Origin of the sequence: Chamaesiphon sp. (assembly GCF_041737865.1) — a bacterium.
Taxonomy (GTDB): Bacteria; Cyanobacteriota; Cyanobacteriia; order Cyanobacteriales; family Chamaesiphonaceae; genus Chamaesiphon.
In genome coordinates this window covers 31,303-44,218 of sequence record NZ_JBGSQZ010000138.1, presented here as the reverse complement: position 1 = coordinate 44,218, position 12,916 = coordinate 31,303, and the positions used below count along the sequence as shown (strand labels likewise).

The following is a 12,916-nucleotide window of genomic DNA, read 5'->3' as shown; positions in this document are numbered from 1 at the left end:
TTCGATTGGGATTTTATTCCGGGCTTAATTTATCGATATGTCCGACTTAATTGCCATAAAATTGACTTTTACCTTCGCAACCTCAGCCTCTATAATCCCTATCACATAATGATTTAAGGGATGCTTGTCACCCCTTCAGGGCGATCGCTCTCCTCTACCACTGACTATTGGCATACTACAAAACCGTGGCCCCAGCGTTACCCCCTCGATTGCCGCAGTATCCAGCCGATCCAAATCGCGGCTAGACACGCACCAAGACCGGCTCAGTGGTGAAATATAGCCACGCAGTGCTTTTAGCCTCGCACAGATTTAATTAATACCCGCCAAATAGCTGAACTTACTCCGATCGGGAGATGTTATCTTAGGTAATTATTGTGGTTGTAAAACTGAAGTAAACGATAACAAACCTGAGCAATGAGATTATCGATCGAGATCGTTACACCATATGCTACGACTAACAAAAAGATAAGTTTAGTTTTTAATAATTAAACTGCGATGAGTATCGATAATTTTCAATCGGTAATAGAATCCATATCCACATTTGCAATCCCCGAGAGCCAATCCGATAAATAATCGGGAATAAGGCATAATTACAACTGTCAAGATCGAGAATCAGCCAAATGATTGTTGACACTAACCCTTCTAGTTGGCGATGATAAGTTATAGATTTTCTGCAAAAATTTTAAATCAGCATCATCGATGGTTAAGAGTTAATATCTCTGCAAAAATCTTTCCAAATTCTAGATAATTTTGCTTAGGAGAGATCGTATGACCGATTTGAACAAACCCGATCTTACCGATCGATTGTGGCAGACAAAAGATATTAGAGCAACAACTCAACCTCTGTGGTCGCGGGTGCCGATCTTTGGTCTACAATTAATCGCTTTAGTATCCCTAGATACCTTGATGCTTTGCGCTTCATGGGCAGTTGCAGAGCAGATCGGTAAGCCAATCGTTGGGGTAAATACTTCTAATTCAATCATCCCAATTCTGGCAGTTAGTATCGGCACTCTTGCTGCTTCAGGATTATATGGAACAGATGATAAACTGAATCGATTTGGCAAGTTATTTAAATCGCTAGCATTGGCACAAATTATTGTCTTAGTTGCTGCGTTCTTTTATCAACCTGGATTAACTTGGGTATCCCGTTCAGTTTTCTCGATCGCCTTGGTATTAAATTTCATATTTACTAGTAGTGCGAGATTTTTATTCGAGTTATGTATTACTAATATCCGTAAACACAATCCGATTTTTCAGCAAGCGATCGTGTTATTAGGAAATCAAGCAGATATCGAGCATGTCAGAAAATTACTCAAGCGATCTCAACAATTTAAAGTTGATAGCACGATCGACTTAGCGATTTGGGATATGCAAAGTCAATTAGAGCAGATTATCGAGCGGATTCGATTGCGTAGAGTCAGTGAAGTGTTTATTTGCTCTGAGCATTCGATCGACAATCAGATCGTGTTATTTTGGAACTTGAAAGCTGCCGGAATTCATCTAAGAATCATTCCGACCGAATTACAATTGCCACAAAGATCTGCTGAAATCAAGATGATCGAAGAAATTCCCACAGTTCGCTTCAAATCATTAGCGATTTTTAGTGTAAGTTTCTTACTCAAGCGTTTGCTCGATATCATTGCTGCATTAATAATTTCAATCTTAGTATCACCGCTCCTTTTAATAATTGCGATCGCAATCGCTAAAACATCTTCAGGGCCAATTTTTTACAAACAACAGCGGGTAGGACTGAAAGGTCAAAATTTCTACATGTGGAAATTTCGGACGATGATCGAAAATGCCAGTGAATTACAACAACAGCTAGAAGCCCAGAATGAAGTTAAAGGGGGGGTACTATTTAAAATCAAAGACGATCCCCGAATTACCAAAGTCGGTAAATTTCTCCGTAAATATAGTCTTGATGAATTACCACAGTTAATTAATGTTTTAAAAGGACAAATGAGTCTAGTCGGCCCGCGCCCGCTGTCACTTAGAGACTATGAGCTGTCTATTGAAAATATCGAAGAATTTTCCCGCGATCGATTTCTGCGCTATCAAGTTTTACCAGGTGTAACCGGATTGTGGCAAGTTAAAGGACGCGCTAGCATTGATTCGGCTGAAATCTTTTATTGGGATACAATCTATGTCTTCCAGTGGTCGCTCGCTCTGGATCTAAAAATATTACTCGAAACAATTAAAGTAGTCTTATTTAGAGAGGGATCTTATTAGATTAAACATGAAGGATCTATCTCGTATACAATAGATAAACACAAATCTCAGTTGACTGGCTAAACTACTTGAATTATTGGCTGATGAAGTCCGAACCTGATGTATACGGTATTGCAGATCTAGAACGCGATCGCACGACCATTTGGGATGGTGTGAGAAATTATCAAGCGCGGAATTTTCTTAGATCGATGCAGGTTGGAAATCTGGCTTTTTTTTATCATTCCAATACCAATCCACCTGGGATTGTCGGTTTGATGCAGATCGTTGCAGCTCAAGTTGTCGATCCCAGTCAGTTCGATCCTAATGGCGAGTATTACGATCCCAAAGCTACAGCGATCGCTCCACGTTGGCATACCGTCAGAGTAGAACATGTCCGCACTTTCGATAGTTGTATCACTCTATCAACTCTACGCGATCGATTTACACCCGCACAGTTAGTGGTTGTCAAGCAAGGTAATCGACTCTCAGTAATGCCGATCCTCGATCGAGCCGCTGCACAGATCTTAGAGTTAGCTCAAAATATCGATACTCACATCTTGCATCAAAACAAAGTTACTAGTATTGAGGGGGTAGAGGGTAGAGGGTAGCGATTCGCGCACGCCTTTGTTCCCCGACGGTTATTTGGCTCGTAATTGACGAGCCAAATAACCCCAACTCCTTACAAATTGACAGGTAACTTGATTCCCCAACCTCGATAGTTGACATAATATTTGCCACTTTGAGGTGGACAACCGATTGTGTCGCATAATTGACGAGTAAATTTCTCTTCGATCGCCCGCGCCGATTTTTCGAGGGGATTGTTGTGATAAGTCTGTCCGCCATCATAGTAACCTTTAAAATAGCGTTCGCCAAACTGACTGATGCCGCCAGCTCGATCGCATTGCTGGGCGTGAGTGAGTTCGTGAGCGAGTAAGATGAGTCGATCGGTATCATGTGGCTGGTATGATGCACGAATATAAATGCGATCGCAATAAGTTTGGGCAGACGAATCTACGCCCCCAATGTGCGTTTCCTTGCCACCTTGCGACCAGCGATCGAGTAATTTAGCCTGATATACTACCGTTACTCGATCGACCAAATCCCCAAAGAATGGTCGCAAATAGCCTTTTTGAGCTGCATCTAACCCTACCCCAATGGGATTCCTAATTAGCATGATTTGGGCAGCTAGAGGAAGCACTGTTGCCCCAGTCTCACCCCAGGCTAGTTCGGGGGTAGGAGTGACGATCTCTTGCAGTTCGGGGAATTTGATCGTTCCCGCCATTGTCGATGTGGATGAAAAGCGATCCTTGTGGGAATATGAAGATAGTAGCATCACCGTCGCGACTGCCACCACCAAAATAACTAAGCAAAACTTACAAAACTTTCTCAGGTTCGAGATCATCGCCCAAAACAGATTGAGGTAAAGTTGCCGATTGGCTGGTGAGGATTTTAGATCCTCTGCTCTATCATAGCAATCGTAGCCTCGTCTCTCCCACCGATCGTCACAATCTCGGTTGTCGATGACACTTACTCCAGCGAGAGCGACAACGGAATTTTGCCAAACACTTCTCAGTGTGCGACTAAATAGCTAGAATTAGAACATAGAATCTCTTATTCGATCGCAGGACAACATATTTTATGACACCTTCATTAGCCAATTTTCTATATAGTCTGCTCGCTGGCGGATTGGTAGTCGTCGTTCCCGCTACCATCGGTCTGATTTTCATCAGCCAAAAAGATAAGATCCAACGTTCTTAGGAGCCAATCCAGATTAGCCAACCTCAGTTGGGTCTTATGACCGATCTGAGGTTTTGTCATGACAAAATTAGTCTATTTACGGATGGACGAATGGTAGCGATCGAGCCAAGATAGAAGTGGTGAAGTTTTCGCCACAATAGAAGTTTTGGATATGGTCGATCTGCACAAGTAATGGTGAATGCTAAAATATAAGAAGAATCGAATAGCTTTTTACCATAATCGAGTATCTAATGTCCCAACGGTTTACACCGTTATGTTTTACACATTGAGGAAATCACCGTGATTGGCATTTCTGCGGCTGCACTATTTGGTCTAGTTTTGATTATTGCGTCTGTGAGCCTGTTTCTGACCAGCAAGTTCAAGCCCGATCTGTATCAAGAGTCTGACAACATTTATGCTGTCATTGGCATTGTCTGTGGTATTTTGCTGGTGGCTAGCTACGATTTAGGCGCAGCAATGGCCTTCCAGCAAATGCTGATGATTGGCTCTCTCATTACCATCATGTGGCAATTTATGCAGGTGCGTGCCGAAAATAAACAGCTCAAAGGCGGTGGTCGCAGTGCTGGTCGTGAAGCCTCCCCACGGAAGGGTTACACTGCCCAGATTGATGGTGAGCCAGAATATGCACCAGCCAAACGGAGCAATCGTCGCAACGAAGATAGATTCGATCGTAGTAACAACGAACGCGAAGACCGAGAAGAGTTTCCTAGTCGTCGTGCGACTAGAGAGTTGCCACCAAATCAGTTTGCCCAGACAGCCCCACGCCGCCGTCTCACCGAGCCAGATCGCACCGAAGTAAGCTACCTCGATCGTCGCCAAAATGACAGTTGGGACGAAGAGGACTGGAATAATTCTGACGAACCCGTACAGGTGCGCCGCGCCTTGCCAGATGCCGATCTAGCTAGCACCCAGTCACAACGTCAATCGCCGCGCCGAAGATCGGATCGTCCCGATTTAGACGAGCCGCCGCAACGAGAACGGGATCTGACGGCTAACACCGATCCAGATGCCAACCCTCGCCGCCGTCGCCGTCCAGAGCGCGATCCAGCGGAGCCAGCGAGTCGCGATCGATCGGCAACCGGGCGAATTGGTGGGACAACCGCCAACTATATCGACTACGAACCGATCGATTCGCCACCAGGACTACCACCATCTGACTCCGAACCGATCGTTTTCCCCGATCGATATTAAATAAATCATATCTTGCACCAGCGACGCTAAACCCTCTGGTTTTCCGAGGGTTTAGCGTCTCGCAGAGACGGTTTAGCCAGACAAGACAAGACAGTTTAAATCTACTAGTGCTTAGTATAGATCCAGGGTACCCATTCAGGGCACCCCTAGACAATTAACCTGTAGGGGTGCCCTGAATGGGTACCCTAGATCTCTGATTATTACCAATATTTTCATACTGGTGCAAGATGTGAGATAGTCCATCTTTACCGTTGACGCACGATCTCTACGGCTCCATTGAGCCTTGCCGCTCGTGCGTTTTGATTTTTGGTTTCGTTGCTATGCTAGCGAAGTCCCAACCATGTAAATAGATCTTGACCTGTTAGCAATTCCAACAGCAATAAAATCACAAACCCCATCATCGCAAATCGACCATTAACTAGCTCTGCATAAGCATTCCAGCCAAAACTAGGTTCTACTGAGGCAGTAGTGCGCTGCGAGTCTGTCTGTGGTTTTGTAGTCACGATCGATATTTACCTGATATTTATGTGTTATTCTAATCGATTCTGATTCCTCGGCGGCAGAACAGGGAATGTTAGTGGGATCGCTTTCAAGTAGATCTGTTGCTGGAGATCGCTAATAATCGATCGAATAGCGATATTGGTGGCGATTGCGATCGAGATCCATCATAAACCCGTAGTGCGATCGCAACCATTTATGAAACTATCGTTGACAATGTAGATAAGTTCATACCAAACATAGGGGAGCAAGAAAAGTCAGTAATATTACATAGGTTAAAAAATCTAATTTTGCACCAATACCGATACTAGTAATCCCACTGATGGAATTTAGTAAGGTCTGAGCTTAAACTTAGCAAGTCAGGTTAAGCAAAAAATCTACCCATCGAGCGGACTTCAGTAAAGATCGATAGTGCAAAATATTGAGTAAAAAAATCTATCGTTGGTTTCAACTAGCTAAGATCGAGCTTGAGCATCATCTACTCAGACAGCCTCACCAGATCGTCAAAAAATTAACTCGTTCCCGCGAGCATCTCCTTGTGAGGATCGCTTAATCTTTACCAGCAAATCAATTATCATAACTTGGCTGTGTCACTCGGCGACATCGAACACACAGCGATCTTCCATGCGCCGTCATGCTATAGCCAAATTTATCGGTCTAAAAATATTCCGACTTAGTCTTGATTAGTTTATTTTACCCACTTTAAACTATTATCTTTCATTTACAGCGATCTAATCTCAACTCTTAATTAGAAAAGTGTCATGACTACCGTTTTAGAATGCGATCTGAAGCACCACAGTTTACAACTACTGCGCGAATATCAACAAACTGGCAAAGCGAGACTGCGGAACCAGATTGTGGAACTAAACTTGGGACTCGTGCGGAAGGAAGCACATTACTGGACTAGTCAGTGTAAGGAAACTTATGACGATCTGCTTCAGGTTGGGAGTATCGGATTGATCGTGGCGATCGACAAATTTGAAGTTGCTAAAGGATACGCGTTTAGTACCTTTGCCATGCCATATATTCGCGGAGAAATTCAACACTATCTACGCGACAAAAGTTCGGTCTTAAAAATGCCCCGCCGCTGGTTTGCACTGATCCAACAAGCTGGAACGATCGCCAAAAGTTTCCAAGCAAAACATCAACGCCAGCCAACAGAAGCAGAAATCGCCCTAGCATTGGGTATTCCGCTCTTAGAGTGGCAAGAAATCAAAATGGCATACCAAAACCGTCAGCCAGTGAGTTTGGACTGTCCTGTCGGCAATGATGATGAAGCTAACAATTTAGCAGATTTATTACCCGATGGACACTACCAGAGTTTTCAACTATCTCAGGAAGATCGGATACGCGTCCAACAAAGTCTGATCGCCCTCGAACAACACACCCGCCAAATCCTCGAATTCGTCTTTCTCCACGATCTGACTCAAAAACAAGTAGCCGAGCGGATGGACATCAGTGTGATCACCGTATCCCGCCATGTCAAGAAGGGATTGAACGTCCTCAAATTGATGTTGGTGAATAATGATGCCTAATCGATATTGTTGATAAAGATTTGGGTAGTCTAAAAATAGACAAGCCATTAGCGTCATTTGCCAATCTGATGCAATGACGAGAGTGTAAACGTCTAATTATCCCCACTGTTATCAACATGATATGGATATCGATATTCAGGGAAGCGAGGTATAGAAATTAATGAATAAATCTTGGTTTTATCTAGGTGCGATCGGTAGTTTGGCGATCGTCATGACTAGCTGTGGCGACAACAAGCCTCCTACCCCTGCCCCCAGTCCAAGTGCTGCGGTCAGTTCTAGCCCTGTTGCTGCCGTACCAGCCACTACTCCTGTTGCTACTACTGTGACGACAGCAACCACGACTACTACTACAGCGGCTACTGTTACACCCACAATCTCTGGCAAAAAATCTGTGTCGGTGGATGTAGCCGCAGGCTTAATCGCACCTACGAATGGCGACAACTGGGCAAAAACTGTATCCAAAGGTCGCTCCGATCCCTTTGCCGCTCTAGCATTACAACCGATAGAAGTTGCCGAAAAAGATCCGCTCAATGGCACAGGTAAGCCGCAAAAAGTAGCATCAGAGATCGCTACCAATCCTAGAATTGCGGTCAAAACTGTCAACCAAACTAAGACAATTGCTAGTAATTCATCGGCAATTAAATCTGGCGTCAACAAGAAATTACCAATTATCAAAGTTAGCAGTAGTGTTTTACCCAAAGGGACAAATATAACTAAACAGCTTCCATCGATCGTCAAAATTGCCACCCAACCAACTAAACTACCCAAAGTTGCAGCCGGAGGAAAGATTGCGAGTAATAGGATAAACAGAGATTTACCCAAAATCCAAGCACTTCCCCCAGCCAAGCCAGAACATGCTTTGGCGATCCAAATATCTGGGGTGATTGAGGCAGCAGGTAAGACTCAAGTTATTATCAAATTACCAGGTGAATCCTTTAGTCGCTACATTGAAGTAGGTGAACGGGTTGCTAATGGGAAGGTACTAATAAAACGAGTAGAAGGTCAACTGAGTTTCTCGCCGACTGTAGTTTTGGAAGAAGTCGGAGTTGAAGTCCCCCGCAAAATTGGGGATAGACAAGTAGCGATCGCTCCCCAGTCTGCATCTCAGCCAGCAGCAACCGTTCCCTCTACGCCTAATCCAGTAGTAGAGATAGTTCCATCTGCACCTCAACCAGCCACCATTACTCCAGAATCTACGTCTAAACCTTAATATTTTTTGGAATACCTAAAATAACGTTAGTCGCTTCCTCAGGAGAAACTGACGTTGTTTTAGTTGATAATTGATAATTGATAACTGGGTTGTTAGGTTACTGGGCGGGGACTAGTCCAGTGCCCAGTGAGGATTTTAACTAGAAAGGGAGTATTTATAAAAATTTACCGATTCGATCGATCAGTTGCTCGGCGGGTAGTACTCCTTCCAAGCGATCGACTGATTGCCCACCTTTAAATAGAACTAGGGTTGGTAATGCCTGCACCTGATGATTGGAAGCGATCTGGGGATACTTGTCGGTATCGATCTTCATGATTCGCACTTGCCCATTCAGCTCGATATTGACTTGCTCTAGGATTTTCGCCATCATCTGACAGGGGCCGCACCATGTCGCGTAGAAATCAACTAAAATCGGCACATCACTATTGGCGATCGCCTCTTCAAAGCTAGTGAACTGTTGCTTGACTGCCATAATCTGCTCCTGAAATTAAGTCTGGATATCTCGATCTTAAACATGTTTAGGTCGATTCGGCTAGCTCCTGATGGTGGATTACTGGGGTAAAGCGGCAGCATTCGTTGGCATACTGTCGCCTTTGGCGACAGTATGCCAACGACTTCGCTCAGTACAAGTAGCCGCGCTTCGGCAGAGCCGAAGCTGTGCCTACGGCAGGCTACGCCAACGCGAACGAAGTAGGTAATCGCGGATGGCTTGTCGAATCGATCGCCGCTGGCTGTCTAGAGGTATGCGGTTTCGGTAGAATAAATAGGTGCCAAGCAGCAAATTAATCATGTCTCTATCTTCGTATCAGATCCGCTGGTTCAATCACTTAGCAGACATCGCACAAGGCGATTGGGATGCTCTGGCTATACCCTTAAAAACTCCATTTCTAGAATGGGAGTGGTTGAATATTCTCGAAACTTCTGGCAGTGTTACTGCCGAAACTGGATGGTTGCCCACACATCTAACGGTGTGGAAGGGACAAACATTAGTTGGCGCGGCACCTTTGTATGTTAAGGGGCATAGTTATGGAGAATTTGTATTCGATAATCAGTGGGCGGAGTTAGCGCAGCGGATGGGAATTAGATATTATCCCAAGTTGGTGGGGATGACTCCAGTGACACCATCTGAGGGCTATCGATTTTTGATTGCTCCTGGCGAAAATGAGGCGGCGATTACTGAATTAATGGTGCGATCGATCGATGATTTTTGTACGACTCATCGGTTGTCTGGCTGTCACTTCCTATATGTCGATCCTGAATGGCGATCGCAGATGAATGAATATGGTTATAGTACTTGGATCAATCATAACTATGTCTGGCAAGATCGAGAGTACCAGAATTTTGATGGCTATTTGGGCGAATTTAATGCCAACCAACGGCGGAATATCAAGCGGGAGCGCAAATCTGTTCGAGATGCTGGGTTAAATCTAACTACTGTGACTGGATCGCAAATCGCCCCCCAGTTATTTTCCCAGATGTATGCTTTTTATGCTGATACCTGCGATAAGTTTGGGTGGTGGGGGAGCAAGTATCTGACACCAGAATTTTTCGAGCAGCTCCATGAAAATTATCGTCATCGAGTAGTGTTTGTGACTGCGACTGGGCAAGATCCATCGATCCCCGTGGGGATGTCTTTTTGTATCACTAAAGGCGATCGATTATACGGTCGTTATTGGGGTAGTAGTGAGGATGTAGATTGTCTCCATTTTGATGCTTGCTACTATACCCCGATCGAGTGGGCGATTCAAAATGGGATCAAAATCTTCGATCCTGGTGCGGGTGGTAGGCACAAAAAGCGGCGCGGTTTTCCGGCGACGGCTAACTATAGTCTCCATCGGTTTTATCATCCCCGATTTGGCAAGATTTTGCGCGATCATCTCGCCGAAGTAAATGAGTTGCAACAGCAAGAGATCGTCCTGATCAACCAAGATTTACCGATGAAGATTGCTGCGGCTGTCAATCTCTAACAGTGGGAATCTTGAGGGGATTGCCAGAGCGAACCCCTGGAGATTGTTAAAAATTAGCACTTAGGTAGTTTTTACCCTCTAATCAGATCCGATCGTCCCGATCGATGTGTGGAATACCCAGGCTCGATCGTCGATCGTGGCAATCTTGAAGTTTCCTCAATTGCAATCGATCGACCGATAGTAGACTAGCATATAGCATCAATCTGGAGTGTGAAAATCTAACACTTTTAGCAAAAAAACTCGATAATCCGCTCAAAACCACCACAAATCATCAATAAATCGGTTAACCTAGATTTAATATAGTTATTTAATGTCAGATTTATGAGCTTGGTAATCGATAATTTAACAGCGATCGATCGCGAATTGTCCAATCGGCATATCGATCTCGATCCTGATGGATACTTCATTATTTATGTCGATCGAGAGCTTGGAGCGATCTGTGCCAAACACTATACTAATGTCATCGACGATCGCGGCTTGGCAGTCGATCCTGAAACTGGTAAAGTTATTCCGGCAAAAGGTCGAGTGACTCGGACTAACACTGTACTATTTACCGGACGAACAGCTAAGGAATTGTGTGTTAAATTGCTCGAACAAACCCAACCTTGTCCTGTCGGAATGTTGGATCATGCCGCTTATCTGGGGCGAGAATTTGTCCGTGCTGAGATTGCTTTACTCTCTGGTACAGAATACATTCAAGATTAAAAGTTGTACCAAATGGTGAGTGGAAGTGGGAAAAATAGTGTGATGCCAATTACCGATCGCCAATAATCGATGACTAACTTTGATTTTGATACCACCACCAAGTTGCCATCGGAATCACAGTCGCAATAATTAATAGTCCAATCACGACAACTAGAAAGTTTGTCCGATTGGCTTCAGTTTCTTCTGCTTTTAAATAAGTTCTCCCAACTTCTGGTGTAGATACGATTACTGGTGGGCCAGGATCTGCTTTTCCTGATAGTACAGCCACTAGCCTGTCAGCACCATCGATAAAAGCCTGATTGTATTTATTACCACTGCGTAAGGGTGCTTGCATCGTCTCAGTGATGATACTGGTGGCGATCGCATCTGTAAGCGTCGATTTGACCTCAGTTCCGGTTTGAATACCGATCGTATTAGTGACATTATCTAGGATAATTAGCGTCTGATTGGCTTGTTCTGCGTCAGTTGCAAACCATTTTTTAAACAGTTTGTCAGTAAAAGTTTGAATCGTATCACCATAGTCGAGACGATGGATGGTAACAAACCGGACTTCTTTATTAGTCTGTTTGGCAAGTTGTGCTAATGTAGTTCTAAGCGTACCTTTGGTAGCTAAACTCAAAACATCAGCTTTATCGATCGCCCAAGTTGGGACACCTGCGGAGACTACCGGAATTTCATAAACAGCCGTAGCTCCAACGGGGAGCGCGAATATTCCAATCGAGATAGTCACGATCGCCAGCGATAATAGTAGTCGATTGAGATAAGAACGAATAGATGGCATGGTACTGAGGGCGAATATCTGTTTTAACTTTAGCAGAATCATCTCATTGGCGTAGCACTCACTAGAGATTTACAATAATTTTAGAGTAGTATCTAGTTCCGAGTATTACTTAAAGGAAGTTGGGGGATCGAATGTTCGATCGAGTTCCAAGTCCGCCCAGGATTTAGGATCTTCGAGTGGTTCCATATGCGAAACCACATTAGTACCTGGTAGAGCATGAACGATCGCTTCTTCCACTTCTTCACACAAATCGTGCCCCTGCTGTACTGTCAAACCGCCTGGTACCAACACATGAAAAGTTGCAAATCTGCGCGAACCTGAGACTCGCGTTCTCAGCGCGTGGAAATGGATACCTTGAGGTTCATAAATACCAAAGATACTGGTAATTCGATCGCGTTCTTCGTTCGGTAGTGCAGTATCGAGCAGCCCAGCACCTGTTTCTCGCAACAGCCGCACCCCTGAGAAGAGGATACTCACAGCTACAATTAGGGCAATTAAAGGATCGAGAATCAGCCAGCCTGTAAGTTTGACACCAAAAATCCCGACAGTGATTCCTACCGAAGTCCAGACATCTGTGAGTAAATGATGGCCATCTGTTCGCAAGGTAATCGATCGTAGTCTCCGCCCCGCCCGTAATAGTATCCAAGCTACCCCGCCATTGATAGCCGTAGCAATCAGTGATAAAAATAGTCCCCAGCCGATTTGTTCGATCGGGTGGGGCGAAAACAATCTCGGCCAAGCCACCACTGCAATCCCGATTGCTGTAATGATAATCAAAATACTTTCTAACCCACTGGAGAAATATTCCGCTTTATTATGCCCGAAGGGATGATCTTCATCGGCGGGGGCATGAGCGAAAGATAGTGCCCAAAATGCTGCTAGTGCAGCCACAAGGTTGATGCCCGATTCCAACGCATCAGATAGTAACCCCACCGAACCAGTCAGGAAATAGGCTCCAGTATTGAGCGCGATCGTCATCAGTGCTGCCGCGATCGACAGATAGGTATATGAGCGTGCCGTTGAGAAATTCATCGCGATCTAGCCCTATGGATGTAAATTATCT

The 12,916-nt window shown here is 44.6% G+C and carries 13 protein-coding genes; 8 read left to right on the top strand and 5 right to left on the bottom strand.

Annotated elements, in window-relative coordinates:
• Positions 1-768: 768 nt before the first annotated feature.
• Both ACEW9J_RS09780 and ACEW9J_RS09775 read left to right on the top strand, forming a co-directional pair.
• Positions 769-2,229, top strand: a complete 1,461-nt coding sequence (locus ACEW9J_RS09780) for a sugar transferase (RefSeq protein WP_373544934.1) — start codon at positions 769-771, stop codon at positions 2,227-2,229.
• Between the two features lie 68 nt (positions 2,230-2,297).
• Complete coding sequence (locus ACEW9J_RS09775; RefSeq protein WP_373544933.1) at positions 2,298-2,816, top strand: EVE domain-containing protein; 519 nt, start codon at positions 2,298-2,300, stop codon at positions 2,814-2,816.
• A 71-nt stretch (positions 2,817-2,887) separates the two neighbouring features.
• Here ACEW9J_RS09775 and ACEW9J_RS09770 read toward each other — a convergent pair whose 3' ends face one another.
• Positions 2,888-3,541, bottom strand: a complete 654-nt coding sequence (locus ACEW9J_RS09770; RefSeq protein WP_373544932.1) for a DUF4157 domain-containing protein — start codon at positions 3,539-3,541, stop codon at positions 2,888-2,890.
• Between the two features lie 305 nt (positions 3,542-3,846).
• Between ACEW9J_RS09770 and psbX the strand changes: the two genes are divergently transcribed.
• Together psbX and ACEW9J_RS09760 are read left to right on the top strand one after the other, a co-directional pair.
• A complete protein-coding gene (gene psbX / locus ACEW9J_RS09765; RefSeq protein WP_373544931.1) occupies positions 3,847-3,966 on the top strand; it encodes a photosystem II reaction center protein PsbX in 120 nt (39 codons plus the stop codon).
• A 279-nt stretch (positions 3,967-4,245) separates the two neighbouring features.
• Positions 4,246-5,157 (top strand): Ycf66 family protein, encoded by a 912-nt coding sequence (locus ACEW9J_RS09760; RefSeq protein ID WP_373544930.1) that lies wholly within the window; start codon positions 4,246-4,248, stop codon positions 5,155-5,157.
• 323 nt (positions 5,158-5,480) lie between these two features.
• On the opposite strand, the gene ACEW9J_RS09755 is transcribed toward ACEW9J_RS09760, so the two are convergent.
• Positions 5,481-5,660: a chlorophyll a/b-binding protein gene (locus tag ACEW9J_RS09755; RefSeq protein WP_373544929.1), complete on the bottom strand. Its 180-nt coding sequence runs from the start codon at positions 5,658-5,660 to the stop codon at positions 5,481-5,483.
• 756 nt (positions 5,661-6,416) lie between these two features.
• On the opposite strand from ACEW9J_RS09755, the gene ACEW9J_RS09750 reads away from it, so the two are divergent.
• Together ACEW9J_RS09750 and ACEW9J_RS09745 are read left to right on the top strand one after the other, a co-directional pair.
• A complete protein-coding gene (locus ACEW9J_RS09750; protein ID WP_373544928.1) occupies positions 6,417-7,190 on the top strand; it encodes an RNA polymerase sigma factor SigF in 774 nt (257 codons plus the stop codon).
• Between the two features lie 160 nt (positions 7,191-7,350).
• Positions 7,351-8,400 (top strand): hypothetical protein, encoded by a 1,050-nt coding sequence (locus ACEW9J_RS09745; RefSeq protein WP_373544927.1) that lies wholly within the window; start codon positions 7,351-7,353, stop codon positions 8,398-8,400.
• Positions 8,401-8,554: 154 nt separating this feature from the next.
• On the opposite strand, the gene trxA is transcribed toward ACEW9J_RS09745, so the two are convergent.
• Positions 8,555-8,872: a thioredoxin gene (gene trxA / locus ACEW9J_RS09740; RefSeq protein WP_373544926.1), complete on the bottom strand. Its 318-nt coding sequence runs from the start codon at positions 8,870-8,872 to the stop codon at positions 8,555-8,557.
• 316 nt (positions 8,873-9,188) lie between these two features.
• On the opposite strand from trxA, the gene ACEW9J_RS09735 reads away from it, so the two are divergent.
• The gene (locus ACEW9J_RS09735) at positions 9,189-10,367 is read left to right on the top strand and encodes a GNAT family N-acetyltransferase (RefSeq protein WP_373544925.1); all 1,179 of its coding nucleotides are present in this window, start codon (positions 9,189-9,191) and stop codon (positions 10,365-10,367) included.
• A 321-nt stretch (positions 10,368-10,688) separates the two neighbouring features.
• Entirely contained in the window at positions 10,689-11,072 is a 384-nt protein-coding gene (locus tag ACEW9J_RS09730) for a DUF4346 domain-containing protein (RefSeq protein ID WP_373544924.1), read from the top strand.
• Positions 11,073-11,145: 73 nt separating this feature from the next.
• Here ACEW9J_RS09730 and psb32 read toward each other — a convergent pair whose 3' ends face one another.
• Both psb32 and ACEW9J_RS09720 read right to left on the bottom strand, forming a co-directional pair.
• The gene (gene psb32 / locus ACEW9J_RS09725; RefSeq protein WP_373544923.1) at positions 11,146-11,853 is read right to left on the bottom strand and encodes a photosystem II repair protein Psb32; all 708 of its coding nucleotides are present in this window, start codon (positions 11,851-11,853) and stop codon (positions 11,146-11,148) included.
• A 105-nt stretch (positions 11,854-11,958) separates the two neighbouring features.
• A complete protein-coding gene (locus ACEW9J_RS09720) occupies positions 11,959-12,885 on the bottom strand; it encodes a cation diffusion facilitator family transporter (protein WP_373544922.1) in 927 nt (308 codons plus the stop codon).
• Positions 12,886-12,916: the final 31 nt, after the last annotated feature.

Excerpts from the sequence above, each read along its gene's own strand:
- ACEW9J_RS09780 (WP_373544934.1), top strand. The coding sequence starts at position 769 with ATGACCGATTTGAACAAACCCGATCTTACCGATCGATTGTGGCAGACA.
- ACEW9J_RS09770 (WP_373544932.1), bottom strand. The coding sequence starts at position 3,541 with ATGCTACTATCTTCATATTCCCACAAGGATCGCTTTTCATCCACATCG.
- psbX (WP_373544931.1), top strand. The coding sequence starts at position 3,847 with ATGACACCTTCATTAGCCAATTTTCTATATAGTCTGCTCGCTGGCGGA.
- ACEW9J_RS09750 (WP_373544928.1), top strand. The coding sequence starts at position 6,417 with ATGACTACCGTTTTAGAATGCGATCTGAAGCACCACAGTTTACAACTA.
- ACEW9J_RS09745 (WP_373544927.1), top strand. The coding sequence starts at position 7,351 with ATGAATAAATCTTGGTTTTATCTAGGTGCGATCGGTAGTTTGGCGATC.
- trxA (WP_373544926.1), bottom strand. The coding sequence starts at position 8,872 with ATGGCAGTCAAGCAACAGTTCACTAGCTTTGAAGAGGCGATCGCCAAT.
- ACEW9J_RS09735 (WP_373544925.1), top strand. The coding sequence starts at position 9,189 with ATGTCTCTATCTTCGTATCAGATCCGCTGGTTCAATCACTTAGCAGAC.
- ACEW9J_RS09730 (WP_373544924.1), top strand. The coding sequence starts at position 10,689 with ATGAGCTTGGTAATCGATAATTTAACAGCGATCGATCGCGAATTGTCC.
- psb32 (WP_373544923.1), bottom strand. The coding sequence starts at position 11,853 with ATGCCATCTATTCGTTCTTATCTCAATCGACTACTATTATCGCTGGCG.
- ACEW9J_RS09720 (WP_373544922.1), bottom strand. The coding sequence starts at position 12,885 with ATGAATTTCTCAACGGCACGCTCATATACCTATCTGTCGATCGCGGCA.